Origin of the sequence: Paenibacillus sp. FSL K6-0108, from assembly GCF_045040695.1 — a bacterium.
Lineage (GTDB): Bacteria > Bacillota > Bacilli > Paenibacillales > Paenibacillaceae > Paenibacillus > Paenibacillus pabuli_B.
Genome location: NZ_CP150288.1, coordinates 6889328 through 6914756 on the forward strand (window position 1 = coordinate 6889328; position 25429 = coordinate 6914756).

A 25429-nucleotide genomic window follows, 5' to 3' on the forward strand; every position below is an offset into this window, starting at 1 on the left:
ATTGGTTTGCCACCGCTATAAGAGCTCATCCTCCAGCTGCTCAAGCACAACACTCCACCATGTCTCCTCATTCAAGACACTCATCGGGTCCTTTTCCACAAATAATAAACGAAGTTGCTTTAACACAAGCTTCCTCGCGGATTGAGAAGAAGATTGTTGTGAAGGTATAATCTCACCCCGCCGAAAAGCAGCCAGCTTCGCCTGTGCTTGCTCGAGCGTCATCACAGTTGGCTCGTAGCTCTCCGAATTCTCATTAATAAATGCAGCATACCTTTGCAGAAACTCGATAAATAGAGTCAGATTGGAGTTCATGAAGCTGTACTCTCCCGTTTGCACATCCACCCTGTAGAGCGTACCCACATCCGTTTCCAGTCCCAATATAGCTGACGTCTCCTCATACTCATAGCCAATAGGAAGTAACGTTTTCTGATCATCCCGAGTCCTTATGAGACCTTGTTCTGTCAGAGGTTTAAAATGTATACCGAGCAAATCCTCATCATTCAGGCGGAGCTGTGGCAAGCCGAATCTCAATAACAGTTCCTCCGTCTCCTCAGGCAAACGAGCTGTTTGCACAAGCGTTTGGTTATATCGAACGTACTTCGACTGTTTCTCCAACTTGCCACCTCCCATGAGCCTTCTTCCCTTTATTATATCCAGAGCGAGTAAACAATCCAGTAGGATGTACAGGATATACAGACAATTTTATTATTGAATACTTTAGGCTTATTGAAGAATATTCTGCCCTATGTAAAAAGCCCTGCCATCTTCAGAAGAAGACAGCAGAGCTGCTATACTCGTAAATTCAAGTATGTTTTCTTATCTAGATATCGAAATTAAACGTTGAAGCGGAAATGCATAACATCGCCATCGTTGACAACATACTCTTTACCTTCAAGACGAAGTTGTCCACGTTCTTTCGCACCGTTCATGGAACCGGCAGCAACCAGATCCTCGTAGGAAACAACCTCTGCCCGGATGAATCCGCGCTCAAAGTCGGTGTGAATGACACCCGCTGCGCCAGGTGCTTTTGTACCTTTGCGGATCGTCCAAGCACGAACTTCCTGTACGCCTGCTGTGAAGTACGTGTATAGACCCAGCAATTTGTAAGCAGCTTTGATCAACAGGTTCAGACCGGAATCCTCGATACCGAGTTCTTCCAGGAACATTTGTTTATCTTCGCCTTCAAGCTCCGAGATCTCTTCTTCCACTTTTGCACTGATCGGCACCACTTCTGCATTTTCAGCAGCTGCGAATTCTCTTACTTTTTGCACATAAGCATTGTTCGCCACATCGCCAATTTCGTCTTCAGCTACATTGGCTGCGTACAGAACAGGCTTCAGGGTAAGCAAGTGCAGGTCGCGCACGATCAGACGTTCTTCGTCCGTAAGCTCCATGCTGCGTGCTGGCTTGTCTTCGTACAGAACAGCCTTCACTTTCTCCAGTACTTCCACTTCCTGAGCAGCTGATTTGTTGCCGCCCTTCATGTTTTTCTTGGAGCGATCAATTTTTTTCTCCACACTCTCGATATCGGCCAGAATCAGCTCCAAATTGATCGTTTGGATGTCGCTTACCGGATCAATTTTGCCATCGACGTGTGTGATGTTCTCGTCTACAAAGCAGCGTACCACGTGTACAATCGCGTCTACTTCACGAATGTGGGCAAGGAACTTGTTACCAAGACCTTCACCTTTGCTCGCACCACGAACAAGACCTGCAATATCTACAAATTCAAACGCCGTTGGTACCGTTTTTTTCGGTACAACGAGTTCTGTCAATTTGTCCAAACGCTCGTCCGGTACTTCAACGATCCCCACGTTAGGGTCAATCGTACAGAACGGATAGTTTGCCGATTCAGCACCAGCTTGTGTAATTGCGTTAAACAACGTAGATTTTCCGACGTTCGGAAGCCCTACAATTCCTGCTTTCAAAGCCATGTATATGACAACTCCTCATTGATTACTTGTTCGGTATGGATAATCCTATACATTATATATGACAAACCCCAAGGCATCAAGGAACTTCGCCAATTCGGCCTACACACAATCCGCTTCCCGAATTTCCCGGTTACTGCGGATGATTCGTTTTGCATAGATCATACGTTTGACTTAGATTATTCGTTTTAAGCTTACCCTTTAATTTCCTTGTACATGGTCAGATCCGTAACCTCATACCCCATCTTGCGATACAGGCTGCTTGCCCGCACATTATGTCCAAAGACATGTAAACCAATGCGATCCACACCAAGACTCAAGGCTTCCCTCTCAAGTGCCTCCATCGTCTCTGTACCATATCCTTTACCGCGGTGCGCTTCTTCAACGACAATGTCGAGCAAAAATGCCTCTTTCCCACGGCGATTATCCGTAACGTTAAACCAGATATAACCCACATTCCCGTCAACGGCATGTACCAGATTGTATAAATAAGCACCCGCTGTATTCAGCCCTTCCGGCAAATATTTATCGTAGGATGCCTCCGCAAGTCCCTGCGCCTCTTCTGCAGCCCAAGTACCCGCCTCCACTTTCTCTTCTGCAAAATCTTTAATCGAGCGAACACGGAAACTTGCATATTCTTCTTGATTCATGGGGATCAGTTCCATTGGTTTCCCTCCTAGTTCGAGTGTTCTATGTATGATCTTTTTGCACTCTATAGTATTGTATCTTGTTACACCATGGTCTGCATGATGCAATTCAAGACAAATCCTATAAAACTTTTAGTTACCTCACTCTGTTTATACCTATATGAACGAAAGGAGCAGATTACTTATGAATACGCGTCGTCCCTTTTCAAAAAGGAAAATAATCATCCTATCTATAGTGATTCTCTTCATTGGATTAGTTATTTCTATGGGTTATCAGGCGCTGGAACCCTTTAGACATTTAAGGATCACGATTCACAATCAGTCCGACTATGATCTTTCAAATATTACAGCACGCGTGAGCAGCGGCATTGACTCGTCCGACACAAACAATCCGGGTACCCTATACGCCTTAAAGAAAGGTGTCCCCAGCGGGGAACAAGTGAAGTTCGCTCCACAGCTGCGACTCTCCGGTGAAGGATCCATCCATCTGGAGTTTACGAACAGCCGTGGTGAAACCTATAACAAAACGGTATGCGGTTATACCGAATACTTGTCTGGCAACTCTTATGTGACTGTAACCAACGAAACGATAACCGTGAAAGAGGAATGTATGTAATAACGATATTTCGTCCAAGAACTTATGTTAAAATATAGGGGCGAGCGACCCGCCAAAGTTTCTCGCCCAAAGTCGATTGGATTATTCCATCGGCTTTTTTATTTTAACTTGATTGTATTGATTTATTAGATCATCCAGGACCATAGATTGCTGTATAACATGAGGATGAAGCAGATCTCCATAATCCATCTTGAGTTGGTAGAGCTTCTGCCTCTCTAATTCAATCCTTAGCTTCAGTTCGTCATCTTCCACATTAACCCCTCCATACTGTGACATTTTAGATCACTCTGCGAATTAGAGGAAAAGAATATATACTCCAACATTTACTGTCTTCATTCTTTCCCTTTCCGGTGACCCTCTTTTTTTTGACAGCAAAAAAAAGCGTTCCTTTTACTGAATTAGTCCCATCTCAACGTGAACAGGTTAATCATTCAACTTGTACCGATAAGGTGGAGCTTTCAGATGAGAGAACACTTTGTGTCGATATGTATACTAACTTGTACTAACTACCCATCCCATGAACCTTCGTTGTTATGATCAAAGGAGGATTATTGGATCTTTAATTTAGACAGTGATATCAAGGGATGGTTTAGGGATTCGGTCTGCGAAGGTTGTGTATGTAGTTATATGCGAAGACGATTTTTTTACCTTTGAGTTTTAATTTATTATACTTCTCTATCGTGGTGGCAGTTGCAAACGTCGAATACTGTTCAAATAAACCAACACATTTCACCATACATAACGCACTACTAATTTCAATTGCCACAGATAAACTATCCAACAGGAACAGGAAGCCTTTATCCAAATTATTTTTTTGGAAGTAATATATACTTATCCCCATCAATAAATTAGCATAGCGATCCCCCGTAAGCTGACTACTAATTACTCCAATTCGACTAATTTGTTTACGATAGATAATAGAAGATTCATATTTTTTAAGTACAGCATCGATATCCAATTCAAACTTATTGGCTGCAACAACTATCTCGCATAAAGCCGGAAAAATTTCATTCTCTCTTTCTGAGATATAATTCAAATAATCGTGAAGTACATCTGTCTTACCTGACATCAATTCATACTGGTAACGATTACCTTCTGCCCATTCCTTGAACTGTTGAATAACATTTGTTTCCTCATCAGTCGGATCAACTACCCAGCTAGCATCAGTATATAAAGAGACGTAATGGAGTGCTTGTTCATATTCTTCAAAATAGAAATAAGTCTCTCCGATTACCAAATATGCGTACAAAATATAAAATATAATTTCTTTTTTGACTTCTTTCGGCTTATTATTGCCGTACAATTCATAATGAATAGTTGCTTTCAACTTTAATTTCTCTCCAAGTTCCAACAGCTTATCCCATCGTCGCAACGAAGCATAAGCATTAATCAGTTCATTTAGTCCATCAAGCTCGTAAGGCTCATCAAGACGATCCACAAATAACTCAAATTGAGTTGCAAGTGAGAGATTGTTTGTCTGGTCTTTGGAGAGTCCAATGGTGAATAAACGATACTGACTCAGAGCCAAACGTTCGGAATGTTGCATCTTCTCACTCTCGGCCACCCAGTAATAGAGAGGCTTGGCTGCCTCGAACATCCCCTCACGATATAACTGTTCAGCCAACTCGAACAACAGGGGAGCATATGCAAGATTATCCATCATGAGCTTAGTTATTGTTTCCATACACTCTATTCTATTGAGTTCGGCACAGCGATATAGAAAAGGCCCCAGTCTTCGCCAATCTGGGCTTGTATGTACAAAACACTCATTTATGTATAATTCATAGAAGTATCCCTCAGTTAAGCCCATCCCTGCAGTAAGTCGGTCCAGTTGTTGCACACCTATTGGACGTAGTCCGTTCAGCGTTCCACTCAACGTCCCTGAATTAATACCCGATATTTCAGAAAAATGAATGAGCGTCATATTCTTTCTCTTTAAGTAATCTTCCAGATGATCACGTATCGTTGTTAATGAGTTCACGGGAACACCACCTTTCCGCGTAAAATTAAAATGGTTAGCAAAAATATACTATACTCTTACATTTAATATCAATATTTTACTTGTAAATAATTTACTTTTTATTATAAGGATACATATCAGCATTGTTCAAAGATTGTAAAGTATGGTCCCAAATCAAGCTTCAAGTTCATATCGAGACGTCTGGAGTCCACAATAAGACATCCGTAAGAAACGTCAAGTGATTATTTTAAAGCAATTAACGTTAGGTTATGATTAAAGTGAAAGGTGGAATTGGTTATGTCTATAAAAATAAGATTGGGCTACACTTTAGATGCAGCCAGCGTCACGAAAAATGCACTGGCCAGGGAAGCAAAAGTCAGACCCAATCTTATATATGATTTGTGCGAAGGAAAAACGAAAAGGCTTGATTTAGATACCTTAAATAATATTGTTAACACTCTGCGGGCAATGACAGGAAATGACTACACTCTTACAGATGTGTTAGAGTACATACCGGATGACGATAAGGGGTAAAAACAAACTGGGCTATATGGTTCACCTTCTACTTTTAAAGAGAAACCAAAAAACCGTCCATTTTTAATTTGGACGGTTTTTTGGTGTTACTACTGACTTCTGATTATGTCAAAACAAGCATGAGAAATGTAAGGCGCTATAAGAATTTAATTATATTGGCGCTCCATATGGAATATCGACCAACCGCGGAAACGCAAAAGGATATCAGTACAGTACAGCATAATTCAATCCACGCACTCCATACAGAGTGCGACAGCGAAAACACATGTAATAAAGTATCCAATAGTTATAACAAAACAAATCTGAATTTATGATAAAAATAAAAAATAACCTTAAATTAAACACCGGTATTGCCGACAGGTTACAAAAGAATGTTTTAGGACATACTTCGAGGTGCGAATCCCCCAGGGAATTCGTGTGAGCTTGGGGCTCGCCCTCCGCCGGTTACTACTCTTTTCTCATTTGCTTATGAAAAGCATTTGGGACAGAAAGGTGTTGGTTGTTGAAAGAAAAAAAACATTCGGAAAATATTTAGCCAACTTCTTTATCTCTGTACTTTCCATCACCTCGTCTTCCCTCCAACCTACACAATAACATACAAAATAAGGAGACAATGTTAGCTGTTGCTGAATATATTCGATAAATATCATTTCCTCTTGGTTAACTTTAATATCACTAAGTGCCGAAGCATTCGGCTTATACTGAAATGTAACATAAGGAGTGTGGGTTAAAGGCTTTCCTTGCCCCTTGCTCAAAAAAAACAAGATGAATGGATTTAATCGAGCTTCGTTATATAACATTTGATAGATATTATAAATTTTCTTCATCGAATCTGGACTTGATAAAGTAATCTGGACATGAACCTTCTCTTTTTTGTATGCGACCCGTAAGGAGTTAAAAACCGCAAGTAGCTTAAATATGATCTTTTCATTTATTTGACCTTCTGACTCAGAATAGTGTAGCTCTCCTACATACTTAGGTTGGTTGCTCACATCTTGAAGTTCACATTGATAGATCATATAGAACTGGTACAATGCAAATTGAATATCCACATTAGACAGAATAATTCCTTCCACATCCCGCTCTTCAAAAGGAATTTCGTTGAAATCCACTCCACCTTCAATGATTCTTCTGACCGTTACCATATTATTTTGGATCGAATAAACTTCTTGCTTCAATACTTCTTCCTGATCTGGATCACCATAAAAGGTATTGAGTAAACTGCTTTTAACTTTGAAAAGAGTTTTTTCAATCATATAGCATGCTCCTTTGCAGAAATAAAGCTTGTTATAATAAAGGCGTGCAGCTATTCGCCACACGCCTAAAAAAACAAATATATTAGAAATAGTGTTCCCAATCAAAGAACACATCAGCATTAGACTAACCACCAGTCAAATACACCGTTACATATCCTTCAACCAGAATCAGGCTTGTATCAAAATTGATTTTGATGTCACTTGCCTCAGTAATATTAACGGTTTTTAAGGGCTTTTGAGACAGCCCCATGGATAATCTTTGTTCACAATATAAACCAGAGTTAGAATATATCATTATGTGTGGGAGTATGAAATGGTGAAGATCCTGAACTTTATTTCTTACTAAGCAACAGATTATATATTATCATTGCCGCTTCCTGCCGAGTTAAATGTTCTTTTGGCATAAACTTTTGATCGGGATATCCCTTCATAATAGCTTCTTGAGCTACAAGGTTAATACTATTTCTAGCCCAATTAGAAATCATTTGATTATCTGCATACCATGTAAATGATGATAATACATAGCCTTGTTTCTTCATCACATTCTCAATCATGCTTGATGCTTGCTCTCTTGTAACGTACGCATTTGGTCTAAGCGTACCATCATTGAACCCCTTAATTATCCCCTGCTCCAGTACAGGAGCTATTTCTGAATAATACCAAGAACTAGAGAACACATCTTTAAACTCATTCTGAAAAGGAACAATAGAGTTATATCCAAAAGCACGCTTTATAAAGATTGCAAATTCCGCTCTCGTAACTTTTTCGCTTCCACCAAACGAACCGTCTGAATAACCTTTGACAATTCCTTTCTGTGCCAAGTAGATAATAGCTTCCTTCGCATAACTCTTTTCTATATCTCTAAAAGTAACACTTGCTGGATTTTTCACTTCTCCATTCGAACCCACAACTTGAGTATCAATTGTAATGCTGTCGTTTTTCCCCATAACCGCACTAGGGATAGGGGTATTATTAACATTATGGTAAGGAGGAATAGGATAATTATATCCATATACCGTTGCACCACTTCCATCTGCTGGAGTTGTTACAGCAACCGTCTGCTTGCCAATGACCTCTTCTGATCCATCAGGTCTGACACGAACAGCGATGACATTATACTCATAATATTTATTTCGTTCGACGCCCACTTCACTAAACTGCAGCTTACCGTTCACAGCAGTCACCATACCCTCATCACGTGTTTCTCCAGTGGCAGTATTCAAATACGTCTTACGGTAAACACCGTTTCCTAGAGGTTCGTACTTCGTTTGTGGATTACGTTCAACGTAATGAACTGCTCCTTCAATAGGTTGATATTCAAAGGCAATCGTTGCGTTCGAGGCATTCATTGGAGCCACATTCATCGGTTGAGGTATGCCCGCCGTCTGCACTTCGATTGTACTAGATTCAACCTTTCCGTATTTGTTACTCGCTACAACCCGATAGGTATATGTTCTTCCTGACTGGAGCGTGTACGCTATCATCGTATTTGAATGACCTGACCATACTTTACTCACTTGATCCTGGTAGATCTCATACTGGGTTGCTCCCTCCACCAGATTCCATTGCAGGTCCACTCTATTATCGTACACTCGATTGACTCTTATGTTAATTTGGCCTTTCGGTGCCTCGTCCTCAGTCACTTTAGGAATTTTCACACTTTTTACTGCGGCTGAACCTTCGTTGTCTCCGTCCCTGCCAACCACTTTATAGATGTATGTGGTGTCAGGTGTTACATTTACATCCTCGTATGAGGTTGACTTCGTTACCGCCAAAGGCTGATCATTACGGGTGATCACATACTCTACTGCATGGTCTACCTTGCTCCACGTAAGTCTAACTTTGGTGGAATCCAGTGCTTCTGCTCGGAAATCAGGTGGATATGGAATATGAGGTACATTTCCGATGGTGTATTTCGTTTCCTCACTGTAAACTTCGCCTTTGCGAGCTACTAATGTATACTTAGTGATCGAATTAAAATTCACACCTTCATGCACATATTCTAAAAGCGGACCCTCATATAGAATTTCAGAACCACGTTTGAGAATATATTGTTCAGCACCTTCCACTGCATGCCACTGCAACCGAATCGCATTATTACCCACAGCACTCGACTGCGAGTATCTAGGACTATCTAGTTTCGTGATCACCGGCTCCCCATCAGCTAGAGTCGGAATAACGTAAGGATCCTCATTGGTTCCCTGCCCTTTAAATTCACCATTATATTTTAAGAAGGCTTTGTATTTGAAATTCTGTACCACGCTGCCTGCTGGAACAAAGTTTATATGATTATTTGGGAATGCATCAGATCCAGTAGCTATCTCCGTAAATACAGGCCCCTTATTTCCAGATTTCGCATTTTCATAAGTATAAGGGTTAGCCAAAGCCAGACTGGATATCATCTGGTTCGGACGTTTAGGATCACTTAGAACAATCCCTCTATATTTCTCTAGATCCTCCTTGGTAACGATCCCTACAGGAGATGAATAACCATTAACGTACTCCCCAGTATCAAACGTATTGACATACCACCATTGCGATTGGAAAGGAGATTGCTTGTCTTCTTTTATTTTGTTTAATTCATAGCCCACACTATCTGCGAATTTGCTGGACATCTCTACTTCCCATCTAGCACTATCACCTTGTGTATCAATATATTTCGAAACGGTATTTTGAGAGATTATGGTTTGATTGTCCACAAGATACCACTTACCGTATTGCTTAAGATCAACGACGGCGCCAAATCCTGCCTTGGAATCTCCTAAAGTATAAGCATCCTGTACAGGAGGCGTGATTATAAACTCTAATGAACGTTGAGTGGAGTCTGTAGGATTCGTCCAAGCTAACCTAATTACATTTTTCTCACCTTGTGTTAAACCATTAATGAGAGCACTTGAACTGGATTGGCTCTTCAGATCAGTATTCTTCACATCATTGACGTACACCTCTGCCTGTATGACTGCATCTAGCTTGTAAAACAGACTGATCGCATTGCCATTCACAAGCCCCCAGTTCACATAAGCGAAGCCACCATTAACAATCTCTAATTCACCTGAAATTTTCCCCGTAAAATCAATTCTACCCGCATCATCGTAGATTGGCGCAGGTCCCTTCAATCTAACGAAGAGTAACTCTTGTTCTCCATATTTTTCCCCGTCATATGCGAGAACTCCAATCCTATATGTTTTATCTGGTGCAACTCTTGTTATTGTGTACGTTCTTATATTTTTATCCATAGCAACTTCTCGATTGACAGTAACAGCATATTTAGTTGCTCCGGGAACTTCATCCCAAGACAACGTTATGGAGTTTTCCGTCGTGGTTACCGTTACGTTAGGTTTCGGTAAATATGACGTAGTAATGGTGTCACTTATTGTTTCCACTGATGTAAACGCGCTAGTGGTGTTCGAATTATACGAATCTATAAAGTTATCATTCGACTTGGAAAACTCCGTAGTTATTTTATCTGTACGAGGCTCATAATTCGCATGAGCTACTTCTGTCCCTCCTCCCCAAAACAGCATATTACCCAACACTAAATTCATAACCAACACTAAAATTAACAAACTCTTAGATTTCATATATGTATCACCTCTTAGAATTGTATATCATGACTCATACTGTTTTATGTAGATCGTTTAATCTTACAATTTAGATAATTTCTCATGAATAACTACTTCTAGTTCCAAATTTCCAATCTATATTTTTATTCTATAATCTCCAAATAACTCATCCTCTCCTCATAATAAACTGAGTCTTTAAACCTAATAATCTATTCCAAAACACCCCTTAAGACTCATTAATCATAATGTGTAATGTATTAACAAACAATAAAAAATTTTACTCTGAATTAAATCTTCATCTTATTTAACGATATAAAAAAAGCATATCGGTTATTATCGCCGACATGCTAAACACAAGTGATAGGTTATAGCTTAATACTATATTTATTTAAAGGCATATCAAACTCATTATATTCTAAAAATTAGAATTCAAATTTAGAATAGGTACAGGGGTTAACCCACGGCCTAACGCCGCTCTACCAAACGTGACGTCTTCTTCAAATCCTCGATCCGCCCCGCACCAATGCCAAACATCACGGTACGCAGCTCGAATTCAACCTGCTCCAGCCGCTGATCCAGTGCTTCTTCGGAAGCGACGGCAGACTCCAGCAAAGATCGCCCGAACCCGGCCAGATCCGCACCAAGAGCCAGCGCTTTGGCCGCATCGACACCGTTATACAACCCACCGCTGCCAATCACAGCCCCTTCCGGGTTTACCGCTCTCACTTCCTGAATGCACTCCGCTGTCGGAATGCCCCAGTCGGCAAAAGCTTCTGCTGCCGCACGACGTACCGGATTCGAATTCCGGAACTTCTCGACCTGCACCCAACTGGTGCCACCTGCTCCGGCTACATCGATAAAAGCCACACCTGCTTCGTACAATCGCTGCGCCGTCACTCCGTCGATCCCAAACCCCACTTCTTTCACGCCAACAGGCACGTGCAATTGATGGCACAGATCCTCAATTCGATGAAGCAATCCGCTGAAATCCGTGTTTCCTTCCGGCTGAAAAACCTCCTGCAAGCTGTTCAAATGCAGCACCAGCATATCCGCGCCAGCAATCTCGACTGCCCGCTGGAAATCAGCAGTATTGAAGCCGTAATTCAGCTGCACCGCGCCGAGGTTGGCAATAACCGGGATGTCCGGTGCCCAGCGCCGCACATCGAAGGTACTCGCCAGTTCCGGCTGTTCCACGGCAGCCCGGATTGAACCTACGCCGAGCGCCCAGCCTCGGGCGTTCGCCACACGGGCCAGCCGCTCATTGATGGCGCCCGTTGTTTTACTTCCACCCGTCATCGAACTGATGAGCAGGGGTGTGCGCACCTTTTTACCAATAAACGCAGTCTCCAGACTTACCTCTTCAAAATTCAATTCAGGTAGCGGGTTATGACGAAAAGCATACCGCTCCATTCCGCTGGTTACCCCTTCTCCTGCAACATTCTCCTCAAGACAGAGGCGCACATGCTCCAGCTTCCGTTCTCCCGTAGCCACCTCGGGAAGCAGCCGTTCGCCGGCTCGCTCTTGTTCATTCATGATGAGTCCTCCTTATGTGAGAATAATGCTGATGGACAGGATTAGTTGCCAGTTCCGGCTAGGTTCCGTTCAGGATTTTGCCCCATACAGCAGTGAGATTCTCAGAAATATTCCTTACTTGTTATGTAACGTAAAATCGGTTTGATTTGGATCTATATTATGAATGATAATCACATACAACGCGTCAACTCTACCAGTATACCGTTCCAGCCCGGCAATGGAAAGGCTACCCCGAAACCCAATCCTATCTTGAATTTCGAGGTGCAACTTCTGTTTGCTATTCACGGATTTGGAGATTGGATCTGTCATTCTGTTATACGAAATGTTTCTATAACTTACCTTACGATTTCCGATGCAAGCTGCGCTCCAACAAGCTGCCCGGATAATGTCACAATCGGTGTGCCGCCGCCCGGATGCGTCGTTCCACCCACGTACCATAGCCCTTGTACATCCTTGCTTTGGTTGCCGGGACGCATGAAGGTCTGCTTCACCGAATTGGACGAGATGCCGTAGATGGACCCCCGATGTGCGAGTGTATCCCGTTCTATATGCTGGGGAGTGTACCGAATTAACACATCCGACTGCTTCAATCCCGTAATTCCCCGCTCAGCCAGCTTCTCCAGCACCAGCTCACCATAACGGTCCATCTGCTCATCCCAATGCCATGCGTCAGACAAATATGGAGCGTTCACCAGAATGAACAGATTGCTGGCTCCCGCAGGAGCCATGCCTGCTTCGGAATAACCCGAATAACAGATGTAGATCGTGGGATCGGCAGGCATTTTTCGGTCACGGAAAATGTGGTCGAACTCCGGCTCATAATGCTCTGGGAAAAAGACGGTATGGTGCAGAAGGGATTCATATTGCCTCCGCACACCAGCCAATGTTACAAACCCGGAGATCGACGGCTCATACTTGCGAATTCGCTCATCACTCATCTGTTTACGATATTTTGGCGCAAGCAGCAGACGATTAACGCTCAGCACATCTCCATTGGCAATAACCTGATCCGCTTCCCGGAAGCCCTGATCCGTATCCACGCCTGCTACTTTACCATTCCTGACAACAATTTGCCGGACTTCGATGCCCGTAACGATCTGCACCCCTTTTTCCTGTGCAAGTTTTGTCATTGCTTCGATTAGTTGATAGGTACCGCCCTTGACCCCGTAGATACCTTCTTCTGCCTCCACATGACCCATCATGGCAAAGATCGATGGCGCCTGATAGGGCGATGACCCCACATAGGTCGCGTACCGACCAAACATTGCAAGAGTATGGGGGTGCTGGAAATACAAACGCAGCAGCTTGTCCAGCTTCACTGTAGGCCGTACGCGCAGCAGACTGCGCAGCATTCGAAGATTATATTTATCCTTGGGCGACAACAGCAGCTTTCCAAGAAAGTGACGATTGGCTTCCGCATACAGTGCAGCAGACTCATCCATAAATGCATCATAACGTGTCGCATCTTCCGGACTGTAGGCAGCTATTTGTTCCTTCATCCACCCTCGATTGCCGGACAAATCGACCCTGGTCCCATCCGCAAATATATTCCGTGTACGCGGCTCCAGCTCATATAGCTGCACGTAATCTTCCATCACCACATTTGCATGATCGAAGACTGAACGGAAGCTTGCAGGCATCGTGATCGTACTGGGTCCCCGATCAAAATGATACCCATCCCGCTCGATCTGCTGCAGCTTCCCACCGACCCGCTCCTGTCGTTCCAGAATGGTGACCCGTACGCCCTGCGAAGCTAGCCGAATGGCACACGATAGGCCTCCAAATCCTGCTCCGATAATAATGACGTTACCCTTCAACTGTACCGCCTACCTTTCCATACATACCCCTTACCGGAACGCCCTGCTTGCCACGAGGCTACGCCGATCGCAATGACACAGGCCATGCTGATCGGCTGCAGGAAAGCAAGCCACCAGAGTTGCCCTCCCGCGTGATCCGATACCCTTTTGACTGCCATGCCGAGCACGGTTCCCACAAGACCATAGATAATGGACGTAGCATTACCCGACAACAAACCGACAATCAGACCAAGGGGAGGCACAATATACATCAGTGTATACATCAGCATCATGCCTAACAGCAGCACATCTTTGCGCCCCATGCCTTCATACATGTTTTTCTTATACCCGTTCCACACTTCTGCACCATTCTGGTACATTCTCGTATTTGTCACGTCATGAACATCGGCCAGCATGACTGGATGCCCCGCACACTTAACCGCCTTAGCCAGACTCATGTCATCGACCAGATCAGCCTGGATTGCAGCATGCCCGCCAGAGGCCTTATAACTGGAACGATGAATGAGCAGAAACGCCCCTGTAGCGGCTACAAACATCGGATGGGATGATCTGCGTATCATGAAAATAGGAAGATGACTGATGATAGTAAACACCATCATAGGCACAACGAGCTTTTCCATCCAGGTCTTCGTCACCTGATAAGGAAATCCTGTGACGAGGCCGCCACCCTGCGCACACCCCGCAGCAATCGTTTGCCGGATGGCAGCAGGTTCCAGACGCACATCGGCATCCACGAACATGAACCATTCACCCTTGGCCTCCTGCACCAATCGGTGACAGGCATGAGATTTCCCCATCCAGCCTGCGGGCAGTTCCGCGCCATGCAGCAGACGCACACGTGGATCGCGATTGGCAATCGTCTGGATTATGGCTGCGGTCTCATCCTCGGAGCGATCATCCAGCACGAGTACTTCCATTCGAAATCCGGATGTATCGCTGGTAAGCACACTCTCCAGGCATCCCTGGATGTGCAATTTCTCGTTGCGGGCAGGAATTAGCACGGAGACCAGCATGTCCCTGTCCTTCAATCCGTCTGCGTTGAATGCACGCACTTTGGGCAGACAGGAGACGTTCCATATCGCAAACGTCAACTGAACGCCCAATACACAATTCAGTAAGATCCATGCTATTTCAGATGCACTCATCACTAACGGTTCACCCGCTTTCGTGCGGTATCGTATTTTTCACTCGTAGAACGCACATGGCGGATCAGTGGAAAAGCACCCGGCAAACTCCCCTGCCCGATGCGTACCAGCTCTGATTTGTGGTCATTCAACTGCTGTCCAAGCACCCTGCTCAATCTGGTGGCAATCTCTTCACTCTTCCATGTCTTCCAATCTTCGATCAGAGGTGTGCCCACCTGCATTGATACTTCCGGCAAATCATGCTGCACCATGCCATGACACAAAGTCACAGGTACAGCCACAGCGTGTGGAGAGCGCCGTAACAGCAACCCAATGCCTGAACGGAACTCGATTGGCCGGGCATCCTGATGCAGAATTTCCCCTTGGGGAAAGATCCAGACCCTTTTGCCGGAGTGAAGCAGCTTGGTCGAATATTGCAAGGAGGTTCGAATGCCGGAAGCATTCTCCTTGTTGATTGAGTACGCGCCTAGTTTACGGAAAAAGGCATATCGTCGAAGCTGCTCTTCTTCCATCATCACATAATGATCGCCTCGGGAAGTCTGCTGTGATGCATGATAGAGCAGCAAACCATCCCACCAGGAGCTGTGGTTCATGAAATAGATGACAGGCTGATCCGGTTCTATGGGTGAGCCAGTATGAGGGAGCAGCGGGTCCAGTGAACCTGATAGAGTAAACGAGCGAAAACGTCTCCGAAGCAAGTAATAATGATTGTATAAGGCAAAAATCCGGTTAAACGGTTTTGATTTTACGGCGCGAATCATACAGCCAGCTCCCCTCGGCAAGAAGCATTCCTGCAATAGCAATGATGAAGCTGCCCATAATTCCTTCTTTGAGAGCTAATAATCCGAACAGAAGAATAAACAGCTGATACAGCCATTTGGCACGCAGCAATGAGCTTCGATCGGAAGGCATTGCCGGAAAAAATAAAGAGAGGAACGCTCCCATGACAAACCAGCTTATGTAATTGGTCCAGGGTACACCGTAGAATCCGCCCGGGGCTTGCCATTGCCAGAACCCTCTGGCGTGCGCAACCGGATCAAGCACCAGATCGAGCACGATGGCCCAAAATCCAGTCTTGACTGCCCGGATCAGCTTGCCCGCCCAGGTAGAGCCGCCTCCGCTGAGCAGAGCCGAGTTACCCACCACTGCGATCCAGGCGAAGCCTAACGTAACGGGTACACTGAACAGGTGAATTCCGAAGAAATCGGAATATGAATACTCGCCAAAGGGCCAGTGTGTGTGCACACCAACCCATTCCACCCCCATGCCGCCCAGCCATATCACAGCAGAAGCCAGCCAGAGTGCGGGTTTCATCCAGATGACTGACTGGTCGGACAATCCGATTCGTCTTCGTCCTTGATAAATCAGATCCAGCACATACAGTGCATAGAAGATCAGAAACAAACCGTTGGAGAAGGACAGCACATCCGGAACACCGATGGTCAGCATCAAAGTCGCTCCAATGACATACCACGCCCAGTACAAGCCCTGAATCATCAGGATACCGCCGTGTGGGAAGCCTGGTAAGCCAGCATTGGATAACGTTTCACAATGGCACCCAGCATCTCCAGTTTCAGTTCATCACTCACATATGCCCGCTTCGTATAAACGTCATATTCGTTGCGCTCAACTGCATGCAGAATAGTTGAATAGAAGGCAGCCGCCAGCTCTATGGCAAACGCACTTTCGGTTGGATACGTATCCAGACGGTCCATACCGATACGGAACCAGTTCAGTGCAGCTGCTTTTAAATCATGAATAATAGCCATAAACCTTTCGTCAACAACACCGTCAGCCCAATCCTGTTCTGAATATCCATGCTTCTCCATCAACTCCAGCGGAACATAGCGACGGGCTCTTGCCCGGTCTTCGCCCACATCACGGATGATATTGACGATTTGCATACCTTTGCCCAGCGCGATCCCGTTCATCGCCACGTCTGTACCGTTATCATCGCGCAATACAGGCAGCAGCATCTCGCCTACGGTTCCGGCAACCAGATAACAATAATGCTCCAATTCCTCCAGCGTTGTGTAATGTGTCACTTCAAGATCGGTTAATTGTCCGTCCATTTGGCGGAAGAAAGGCCCCTTGTCCAGATGGGGAAAGCTTGCAAACAACCATCGTAATGCCGGCCAGATAAAGTGTCCTCCCGCTTCGTCCAACCGATCGAACAAATTGCGGATCTCATGAATGGTATAGACCGACTGTTCCGGCTCATCCACACTGTCATCGATCATGCGGCAGAAGGCATAGATCACATATACTGCTTCACGGCGCGGACTGGGCAGACCTCTGAAGGCTTGATAAAAAGATGACGAGCCTTTTTGCATTAATTCCTCACACTTGTTCAAAATCGCTTCATTCATGTTTCCATCTCCCTCATGAGTAGATTCACTGCCATCCGTGCACTTTGCATCACAATAGGAACCCCGCCGCCCGGATGTACAGACGCCCCTGCCGCATATAAGCCCCGGATCGCCGGGAACGGCTTGGGTTGTGGCCGGTATACACCGGATTGAAACAGTACGGGTGCGATGCCAAAGCTGCCGCCGCCATACAGCCCGTCACGCTCAGCGTCAGCGGGAGTACGTATTTTTTGCCACTTGATCGCTTCCCGGAGTCCTGGAAATCCACGTTGTTCCGCTTCTTCCAACACCCGTTCTGCCAGCGCCTCACTCTCTCGAGACCAGTCGACACCATCAGCATCCGGCACCGGAATGAGGAAGTACAACACACTCTGACCTGGCGGGGCTGCTGTCTTGTCCAATGCAGCCGGATTGAATACATAAAAAGAGGACTTCGCCGGAATACGGCGCTGATGAAACACTTCCCGCAAACTTCCATCGAGACTTGGGGGCAAGAAGAACTGATGCGTCGTTGCATCCTCCCAAGCTTTGTTTACGCCCGCATAGATCAATACACATCCCGACGATGGACGGTATGGCTTTCGTTTCCGGGAGGCTTCAGGCGTCTGACCGAGCAATCCCGTCAGATGGGGGAAATCGCCATTGTAGATAACTGCATCCACATTTTCTGCGCCTGCGGCGGTTTCTATACCTTTGCATATCCCATTCTCGATATTCAGTCCTGTCACTTCCGTGTTCAATACGACGCGGCCGCCACGGGATATCAGTTCCTGTTCGAGTAAGGCTGGTAATGCAGCATAGCCACCTTTCACCATCCAGATGCCATATTCATGTTCTGCATAAGGAAGCAGGGAGTAAATACCCGGCGTACCGAAAGGTGATCCCCCAATATAGAGACTTTGCAGCGAATACGCATCCAGCAGCTCCTCATGCTGAAAATAATCGCCTACAGCCTTCCGTACACTTTTGTGCGCACGCAATCGGCCCATCAGGGACATCAGTGACGGAGTGAAGAAATCCCTTTTCCGAGGAAAAGCCCGCTCCAGAAACGCAGCACGTCCTGCCGGAAACAACGTGTCCATATCTTTCATGAATCTTGTAAATCCGTGGCTCTCTCCAGGAAACAGACGCTCAATCTCTTCCGCCTGCTGTTTGCGTTCCGTCATTTTGGTCATTACACGACCGCTGCTGTAATGCACTCTGTACAACGGATCACAACGCAGCAGTTCAATCTTGGAACGGTCCACACCGGCTTCTTCCAAAATGCCAAGCAGCATTTCCGGCAGCAACACGATGGTAGGGCCCTGGTCGATTCGGTAATCGCCTTCCTGCTCGTAACCAATACGACCACCGACTTTGGAACCCCGTTCGTATACCGTTACGTCCCATCCCTGACGATTCAGCAGCAATGCTGAAGTTAACCCGCCGATGCCTGCACCTACGATGGCTGCCCGCTTCATGAATGACCTCCTGCTTCTGCCGTTCTTGCATAAGAAGATAGCTTCGAGCTTGTGCGTGCGTCCTCTTCCTGGATCAGTCTGACGCTGATCCGAGCCGATTCAAAGATGGTCGGCAATCCACTTCCCGGGTGGGTCCCACCACCCACCAGCCATACCTTTTTCAACTCCTCAAACTGGTTATGCGGCCTCAAATACATCATCTGTCCGAGGTTATGAGCCATGTTGAATGTAGCTCCACGATACACATCAAGTTCATTTTGCCAGTCCAGCGGTGTAAACATCATGGATTCTTCAATACGGCTGCGGATGTCTGACAACTCGGGGATGGATTCCATTCGTTTCATCATGGCTTCCCGCACATGCTCCCGCTCTGTCTCCCAATCAATGTCTCCGGTCAGGTTCGGCGTAGGCATGAGCACATATAAAGCAGATTTCCCTTCCGGTGCAAGTGTCGAATCAAGTCTGGATGGGTTATGAATATATAGAGATGGATCTGCGGATAACACTTTGTGCTTCGTAATTTCGTCGACGTTCAGTCGATAGTCCTCTGGAAAATAGATGGAATGGTGCGGCAGATCCACATCACCGTCTACGCCCAGATACAACATCGCTGTGGAGCAGGAGAACTTCTTGCGTTTCATTTTCTCAGGTGTATATTTTTTGAGTACGCCTGGTTCAAACAGATGATTCACCGCATGCGCGAAGTCTGCATTAACAACGACATGATCCGCTTCGATGCGTTCACCGTTTTCAAGCAAAACACCTTCTGCTCGCCCATTGCGAACAATGACCTGTTTAACCGGACAGGATGTATGTATTCGTCCTCCGTACTCCTCCACGACATCAGCCATAGCCTGGAATACGCGATTGACACCGCCAATAGGGTGAAACAATCCATAATGATGCTCAATAAAAGATAGAATCGTAAACGTACCCGGGCAATCCCAAGCGGACATGCCGAGATATTTGGACTGGAACGTAAATGCCCAGCGGAGACGCTCGTCTGTAAAGTAACGGGAGAGGATGCCGTAGACCGTATTGTTAATGTCCAATTTCGGCAGAGCAGATATGGCATCTTTCTTCAAATAGTCAGCCAGTTTTCCGAAAGGCCTGCGCAGCAAAGGCATGACTTTGCCAAACTTCACTTCTTCTTCCTGCATGAACCGTACGTAATTGTCCTCGTTGCCCGGGAAAAGCTCCTTAATCTGAGCGGCTGTATCCTCACGGTTACGGGAAGGCGTAAACACCTTATCACCAAAGTTCAGTGCATACAGCGGAGTCAGTTCTTTCATCTCCACATAGTCGGATAGCTTGCGTCCTACAACATCGAACATCTCTTCAATCAACTGGGGCATCATCAAAAATGTTGCACCCCGGTCGAATCGGTAGTCTCCCAGTTCCAGTCTGGAAGAACGCCCCCCGATGACTGGCTGTTTCTCATATACATCTACTTCATAACCCTGGCCGGACAATAACATGGCTGCTGCAAGTCCGCCCGGGCCTGCGCCAATGACAGCTGCACGTTTGCGTTGCTGATTCGGTATCATGCCACTCACCTTTCCTATGTGAAGAACTATCTCTAGTACTATAGTCTCTAACCTATTATTAAACCGCCCATGAACTGTTCAAGCGGGGAAACGAAAAAACATTATACAAATGTAGTACAAATATTATACGACCTATTAAATCAAAAAATGACCCGCCGGTCAAATTCTCTATTAAAATATTTTAGAACGCAAAAAAACACCCTCCACGCTTTTGCGTCAAAGGATGTCCTGTGTACCCAAACCTATACATTCTATTTTAGAAAATACATTTTCAAAAAGACACGAATCAGTTATTTTCGCCCAGGCGAATGTTCAACAAAATACTCACGTTCCATCCACGATTGCCAATCCGCTGAATTTCCGGGCATAATCCACTGCGGATAACGTGCGTTCTCTGCTCGCTCATAGCCCTTGCCTCCCAGTACAAAGCGCATATCAGGGAACTCGTCTGCAATTCGTGCCACAAGCTGATCACACCGCTCCACAAGTTCTGAACCCGTAACCGAAAGACAGACCATCCTGATTTTCTGATCCCGAATGATTGGGAATATTCCCTCTTCCGGCGTGTTGGCTCCGAGATAAAGCACTTCTGCACCATTTTTACGCATGAACAGAGAGAACAACAATAATCCAACCTGATGATGCTCCCCTTCCGGGCATAGCGCCAGAACTTTGGGCAGATGCGGATAGATCGGGAACAGATGGAAAAACTGATAGAAGCGCTGTGAAATCAATTGTGTCATGAAATGCTCTTGAGCAACCGAAGCTCTGCCTTGTTCCCATGCATCTCCTATCCGAACGAGTATGGGCACCAGCACATGATAAAACATTGAATCATATCCGTACATGGTGAAGCCAAAATCAATCAGACCATTGGCCCGTTCGCCCTGAAAGTTGTATAACGAGTCGTAGATCTGATCGGCTATACGTTCATATGCCTCTTCCATCGTGGGTACTGGTGGTGTAAACGACGCAGGTACTGCAGCTGCTTCTTGTGAACTGGTTTTGTTCTCCTTGAGCATCCGGACCGCTTCCGAAATATTTGTCTGGTGCTGCTCCACCTGGTCTTTCAACCAGCGCAGATCTGCAACATTTTCTTCCGTGTACAAGCGATAACCCGATTCCGTCCGTTCAGGGGTGACCGCACTGTACCGATTCTCCCAAGCCCGGAGCGTTACCGTCGGAATACCCAGCATGGCAGCGACTTGTTTGATGGAATACACCTTATTACCTACTTTCTTTCCTGAAATAGCCGGACTTTCATAGGTTAAATGAATCCTTATCCCGTCCTTGTCAGGTATATGAAAATCCGAACATTCCACAAAAATAATACACTCATTATACACAACGGTTATATTACTGTCGATGCATCCATACGATTCTTAAACCTGCCCAATCCTTTAAAATACCATTCAACTCTCTCCCGGGTACAAGATATAGACGAACAGCAGCAGTTCGAGCTCCTGACTACTCAAATAATCCGTTAGGCTCTCTGCGTCAATATTGTTATGCGGGTGGTAAATAGAAGTCAGCAAGTTTAGAAAGGGGAGTTATTGTTGTTCTCTTATCGCCGCCAGGCATCAGACCGCAAGTCTTCACACGGAAAATTTCCATACATAAGAACAGGTCTCATTCTACTGGTGTTATGGCTCATCGCCGTCATGCTCTATCAGACCTATAAGCCACTACCGTCCGGCATTTCCTATGAAAGTCCTGAATACCGTGTGGGACAGGTACAGTTTCTGAATGATCTCACCTATCCTTCCGCTGATGGACAAATGGAGCATGAACAGCAGATCTTCCAGCGCATGCTTCAGATTGTCGAGGATGCGGAACAGTTCGTCGTAGTGGATATGTTTTTATTCAATAACTATCAGCACAAAGATCAGCATTTCCCACCTGTTAGCACAGAGTTTACAGATACACTCGTCGCCAAAAAAAATCAGAATCCGAATATGGATATCTGGTTCATTACGGATGAGGTGAACACCAACTACAACTCTGCACCCAATCCGCTGCTGGAGCAGATGAAGCAGGCCGGAATTCATGTAGTCATCACAGATGTGGACCCTTTACGCGACTCCACTCCCGTGTATTCTGCTGTATGGCGCACTTTCATCCAGTGGTTTGGACAATCCGGGAATGGCTGGATTCCGAATCTGATGGCAACGGATGGCCCGGATGTCACCATACGTTCCTACCTTAAATTGCTCAATGTTAAGGCCAACCATCGCAAAGTGGTGGTCAGCGAGAAGACAGCGATTGTGTCTTCAGGCAATATTCATGATGCCAGTGTCTACCATTCAAACATTGCTTTTGAGATAACTGGCCCGATCATTGGGGACATCCTTGAATCGGAGCAGGCTGTACTGAATTTCTCAGGTGGAGGAAAGCTCCCGTCCTATACAGCTCCTTCCACAGATCCGAATAAGGGAGATTTGCGAATTCGCTATCTGACCGAAGGTAAAGTGAATGACACCGTGCTCCATGAGATCAATCTATTGGCAAAAGGTGATACCTTGTGGATGGGCATGTTCTACATCGCTTCACCCAAAGTAGTAGATGAGCTGATTGAAGCCTCCAAACGCGGAGTAGAGATACGGCTTGTACTCGACCCGAATGAAAATGCTTTTGGTCAGGAGAAAACCGGCATTCCCAATCGACCTGTAGCTGCTGAGTTACATGATAAATCGGATGGCAAAATCCAAATTCGCTGGTATAACACAACCAAGGAGCAATATCATACCAAGATGATGTATATTGCCAAAGCTACCGGTGATCATATCGTCATTGGCGGATCAACCAATTTCACCCCCAGAAACATGAATGATTACAATCTGGAAAATGACCTCTGGGTCGCTGCCCCACCCGACAACTCATTTACTCGTGATGTCGCTGATTATTTTGACCGCATATGGATTAATGAGGATGCCGAATTCACCCTGGACCTGGATGAATTCCAGGAGAAGACTACATTTTTGAAAAAAATCGTATATAAGCTGCAACTGATTTTGGGTTTAACAACCTTTTAATTGAACATGAAATCTCAAACTTAAACTCGCCTGTACACTATTGTGCAGGCGTTTTTTGTGCCTTGACAGCGAAAGTAAAATGTGAAAATATAGGTTACCTAACGACCGTTAGGAAGGTGATATTATGACTGCACATTTGATTCGGGATGCAGCTCTGTTCCATTTTGCAAGAGATGGGTATGATGGTGCCTCCTTAAGAGCTATTGCTGACGAAGTCGGGATTAAAAAACCGTCCATATATGCACATTTTAGCGGCAAGGATGACTTGTTTTTGCACACTCTTGCGCATGCGTTCAAGGAGGTTCAGCGTCGAACGCTGGAATACTTCCGTGATCACGCCGATCTTCCTCTGGAACAAAGGTTGAAGGGTTTGCTGATATGGTTTGAGCAAGAGTATAACGGTAATGCCTCTGCCCGCTTTATGCTGCGTATGTGCTACTTCCCGCCGCTCTCGCTGTATAGCGAAGTGATGGATATGGTGTATCCGTTTCTGGACGGGATGGAACGTTCACTAAACCGGCTGTTGCAACGCGAGATGCGTAACGGAGGAATACAGGCGGTTCCGGCAGAACAAGCTGCGGTTGCTTTTATGACTTTTCTCGATGGTATTACAGTCGAGATTATTTATGGAAGCTCGCGTCGATACAAGAGACGTATTGAAGCTTCCTGGCCTGTCTATTGGCATGGCATTCATCATCTGAAACAAGAGGCACATTTCGTTGTGCCGAAAGGAGATTCATCATCATGAACCGCAACTGGTTGTATGTATTCATCGGAGGAATTATTGAGATTGTATGGGTAAGCGGGTTGAAACACGCCTCTAACGTTTGGGAGTGGGCGTTGACTGCCCTGGCCATCATCCTTAGCTTTGGATTAATCATCGCTGCTTCCAAAAGATTGCCTGTGGGTACGGTATATGCCGTATTTACGGGGATTGGTACCGCAGGTACGGTACTGACCGAAATGCTGCTATTTGGTGAAGCCTTCTCACTAGCCAAGGTTTTGCTCATCGGTCTGCTGCTATGCGGTGTGGTCGGACTGAAGTTGGTCACGGATCAACAATCGGCAAAAGGAGGTGAAGCATAATGGCTTGGATGGCAATTGTAGGTGCAGGCATATGTGAAATTTTTGGTGTCATCGGCATTAATGGTGCTTCTTCCCGGAAGGGCTGGCCTTATATCGTGCTCATGCTCGTATCCTTCGTATTCAGCTTCTCGCTGTTGTCTTATGCGATGACCTCTATTCCCATGGGCACTGCATATGCGGTGTGGACTGGAATCGGGACAGTGGGCAGTACGTTAACAGGCATGTTCCTCTTTGGAGAGCGGAAGGAAGCCAAGCGTCTGCTGTTTATTGCGATGATTTTGGTGGCGGCGATCGGATTGAAACTGATTACGTAAAAGATTTTAATGTAAGGAAACACCGAGAGTTTTCCGAAGGTAATTTTTCTTTCGGGTCAGATGCTAACGAACCTACCGCACCTTAAAAGGTGGATTATCGCAAATTGTAGAGTTTAATGAACTTCAGGCATCTTATTGGGGTACAAAACTGCAGCAGAACCTGCCAAAACAACATATTAGACGAAATAAAGTCACTGCGATTCGTTAGAACTCATACTTGTGCAAATGGGAGCGAATAGCGTGTGCTCGGTTCGTTACACTGCTTCAAGCTCATTTATAAAAAGACGACTTCTAACAGGAAGTCGTCTTTTTGGGATATGATGTAAAAAGGAAACCTCCCCACACTCTGTTACGTAAGAAAGGATGTCGTGATGATGAAGAAATGGTTCGTACGTATGAGTTCTTTTACCGGATACATATTCCTAATCGCTGTTGGAGCCTTCTATCTGATTGCTCTTGTAGCCATTATTCTTCTTGCCATCTATGTCTTTAGGGGCTGAGCCTGAAATAGATCATTTTGAAATCAGCATGCTCATCCTGCTCACCTAACCTTGAACACTCGTGATTAACATACATACTGCAAAGAACATGTCGTCGCTCCTTATCAGCTTTTATCGTG

Annotated in this window: 24 protein-coding genes; 7 read left to right on the plus strand and 17 right to left on the minus strand. The window is 45.4% G+C overall.

Annotated elements, in window-relative coordinates:
* Positions 1 to 15 precede the first annotated feature (15 nt).
* The 3 genes from MHB49_RS31355 to MHB49_RS31365 form a co-directional block, all read right to left on the minus strand.
* Entirely contained in the window at positions 16 to 615 is a 600-nt protein-coding gene (locus tag MHB49_RS31355; protein WP_405154178.1) for an SUKH-4 family immunity protein, read from the minus strand.
* Positions 616 to 833: 218 nt separating this feature from the next.
* A complete protein-coding gene (ychF, locus tag MHB49_RS31360) occupies positions 834 to 1934 on the minus strand; it encodes a redox-regulated ATPase YchF (protein WP_090903502.1) in 1101 nt (366 codons plus the stop codon).
* 191 nt (positions 1935 to 2125) lie between these two features.
* On the minus strand, positions 2126 to 2596 hold the full coding sequence (locus tag MHB49_RS31365) for a GNAT family N-acetyltransferase (protein WP_405154179.1): 471 nt from the start codon (positions 2594 to 2596) through the stop codon (positions 2126 to 2128).
* A gap of 217 nt (positions 2597 to 2813) precedes the next feature.
* Here MHB49_RS31365 and MHB49_RS31370 point away from each other — a divergent pair, with 217 nt between their 5' ends.
* Entirely contained in the window at positions 2814 to 3194 is a 381-nt protein-coding gene (locus tag MHB49_RS31370) for a hypothetical protein (RefSeq protein ID WP_405154180.1), read from the plus strand.
* A gap of 81 nt (positions 3195 to 3275) precedes the next feature.
* Here the strand turns inward: MHB49_RS31370 and MHB49_RS31375 are convergent, their stop codons facing one another.
* A complete protein-coding gene (locus MHB49_RS31375; RefSeq protein ID WP_405154181.1) occupies positions 3276 to 3446 on the minus strand; it encodes a Spo0E family sporulation regulatory protein-aspartic acid phosphatase in 171 nt (56 codons plus the stop codon).
* A gap of 337 nt (positions 3447 to 3783) precedes the next feature.
* On the minus strand, positions 3784 to 5175 hold the full coding sequence (locus MHB49_RS31380) for a helix-turn-helix domain-containing protein (RefSeq protein WP_405154182.1): 1392 nt from the start codon (positions 5173 to 5175) through the stop codon (positions 3784 to 3786).
* Positions 5176 to 5451: 276 nt separating this feature from the next.
* Between MHB49_RS31380 and MHB49_RS31385 the strand changes: the two genes are divergently transcribed.
* On the plus strand, positions 5452 to 5688 hold the full coding sequence (locus tag MHB49_RS31385; RefSeq protein WP_091001321.1) for a helix-turn-helix transcriptional regulator: 237 nt from the start codon (positions 5452 to 5454) through the stop codon (positions 5686 to 5688).
* A gap of 458 nt (positions 5689 to 6146) precedes the next feature.
* Here MHB49_RS31385 and MHB49_RS31390 read toward each other — a convergent pair whose 3' ends face one another.
* The 12 genes from MHB49_RS31390 to MHB49_RS31445 form a co-directional block, all read right to left on the minus strand.
* Positions 6147 to 6944: a hypothetical protein gene (locus MHB49_RS31390; RefSeq protein ID WP_405154183.1), complete on the minus strand. Its 798-nt coding sequence runs from the start codon at positions 6942 to 6944 to the stop codon at positions 6147 to 6149.
* A gap of 124 nt (positions 6945 to 7068) precedes the next feature.
* On the minus strand, positions 7069 to 7194 hold the full coding sequence (locus MHB49_RS31395) for a hypothetical protein (protein WP_405154184.1): 126 nt from the start codon (positions 7192 to 7194) through the stop codon (positions 7069 to 7071).
* 82 nt (positions 7195 to 7276) lie between these two features.
* A complete protein-coding gene (locus MHB49_RS31400) occupies positions 7277 to 10525 on the minus strand; it encodes an S-layer homology domain-containing protein (RefSeq protein WP_405154185.1) in 3249 nt (1082 codons plus the stop codon).
* A gap of 447 nt (positions 10526 to 10972) precedes the next feature.
* Complete coding sequence (fni, locus tag MHB49_RS31405; RefSeq protein WP_405154186.1) at positions 10973 to 12040, minus strand: type 2 isopentenyl-diphosphate Delta-isomerase; 1068 nt, start codon at positions 12038 to 12040, stop codon at positions 10973 to 10975.
* A 335-nt stretch (positions 12041 to 12375) separates the two neighbouring features.
* Positions 12376 to 13857 carry a phytoene desaturase family protein gene (locus tag MHB49_RS31410; RefSeq protein WP_405154187.1) on the minus strand — a complete coding sequence of 494 codons (1482 nt, stop codon included), beginning with the start codon at positions 13855 to 13857 and terminating at the stop codon, positions 12376 to 12378.
* On the minus strand, positions 13854 to 15002 hold the full coding sequence (locus MHB49_RS31415) for a glycosyltransferase (RefSeq protein WP_405154188.1): 1149 nt from the start codon (positions 15000 to 15002) through the stop codon (positions 13854 to 13856). The genes MHB49_RS31410 and MHB49_RS31415 overlap by 4 nt, the downstream gene beginning before the upstream one ends.
* A gap of 2 nt (positions 15003 to 15004) precedes the next feature.
* Positions 15005 to 15763 carry a lysophospholipid acyltransferase family protein gene (locus MHB49_RS31420; RefSeq protein WP_405154189.1) on the minus strand — a complete coding sequence of 253 codons (759 nt, stop codon included), beginning with the start codon at positions 15761 to 15763 and terminating at the stop codon, positions 15005 to 15007.
* Positions 15732 to 16499 (minus strand): carotenoid biosynthesis protein, encoded by a 768-nt coding sequence (locus MHB49_RS31425; RefSeq protein ID WP_405154190.1) that lies wholly within the window; start codon positions 16497 to 16499, stop codon positions 15732 to 15734. The genes MHB49_RS31420 and MHB49_RS31425 overlap by 32 nt, the downstream gene beginning before the upstream one ends.
* Positions 16499 to 17371, minus strand: a complete 873-nt coding sequence (locus MHB49_RS31430) for a phytoene/squalene synthase family protein (RefSeq protein WP_405154191.1) — start codon at positions 17369 to 17371, stop codon at positions 16499 to 16501. Before MHB49_RS31430 ends, MHB49_RS31425 begins: the two co-directional genes overlap by 1 nt.
* Positions 17368 to 18831 carry a phytoene desaturase family protein gene (locus tag MHB49_RS31435; RefSeq protein WP_405154192.1) on the minus strand — a complete coding sequence of 488 codons (1464 nt, stop codon included), beginning with the start codon at positions 18829 to 18831 and terminating at the stop codon, positions 17368 to 17370. Before MHB49_RS31435 ends, MHB49_RS31430 begins: the two co-directional genes overlap by 4 nt.
* The gene (locus MHB49_RS31440; RefSeq protein ID WP_405154193.1) at positions 18828 to 20378 is read right to left on the minus strand and encodes a phytoene desaturase family protein; all 1551 of its coding nucleotides are present in this window, start codon (positions 20376 to 20378) and stop codon (positions 18828 to 18830) included. Before MHB49_RS31440 ends, MHB49_RS31435 begins: the two co-directional genes overlap by 4 nt.
* 290 nt (positions 20379 to 20668) lie before the next feature.
* Positions 20669 to 21601 (minus strand): MerR family transcriptional regulator, encoded by a 933-nt coding sequence (locus MHB49_RS31445; protein WP_405154194.1) that lies wholly within the window; start codon positions 21599 to 21601, stop codon positions 20669 to 20671.
* A 333-nt stretch (positions 21602 to 21934) separates the two neighbouring features.
* On the opposite strand from MHB49_RS31445, the gene MHB49_RS31450 reads away from it, so the two are divergent.
* From MHB49_RS31450 to MHB49_RS31470, 5 genes are all read left to right on the plus strand, one after another.
* Positions 21935 to 23410 carry a phospholipase D family protein gene (locus tag MHB49_RS31450; RefSeq protein ID WP_405154195.1) on the plus strand — a complete coding sequence of 492 codons (1476 nt, stop codon included), beginning with the start codon at positions 21935 to 21937 and terminating at the stop codon, positions 23408 to 23410.
* Between the two features lie 124 nt (positions 23411 to 23534).
* Complete coding sequence (locus tag MHB49_RS31455; protein ID WP_247899648.1) at positions 23535 to 24158, plus strand: TetR/AcrR family transcriptional regulator; 624 nt, start codon at positions 23535 to 23537, stop codon at positions 24156 to 24158.
* Positions 24155 to 24496 (plus strand): multidrug efflux SMR transporter, encoded by a 342-nt coding sequence (locus MHB49_RS31460; RefSeq protein ID WP_053782823.1) that lies wholly within the window; start codon positions 24155 to 24157, stop codon positions 24494 to 24496. Before MHB49_RS31455 ends, MHB49_RS31460 begins: the two co-directional genes overlap by 4 nt.
* A complete protein-coding gene (locus MHB49_RS31465; protein ID WP_090903482.1) occupies positions 24496 to 24810 on the plus strand; it encodes a multidrug efflux SMR transporter in 315 nt (104 codons plus the stop codon). Before MHB49_RS31460 ends, MHB49_RS31465 begins: the two co-directional genes overlap by 1 nt.
* A gap of 371 nt (positions 24811 to 25181) precedes the next feature.
* Positions 25182 to 25310 carry a hypothetical protein gene (locus MHB49_RS31470; RefSeq protein ID WP_405154196.1) on the plus strand — a complete coding sequence of 43 codons (129 nt, stop codon included), beginning with the start codon at positions 25182 to 25184 and terminating at the stop codon, positions 25308 to 25310.
* The last annotated feature ends 119 nt before the right edge of the window (positions 25311 to 25429 follow it).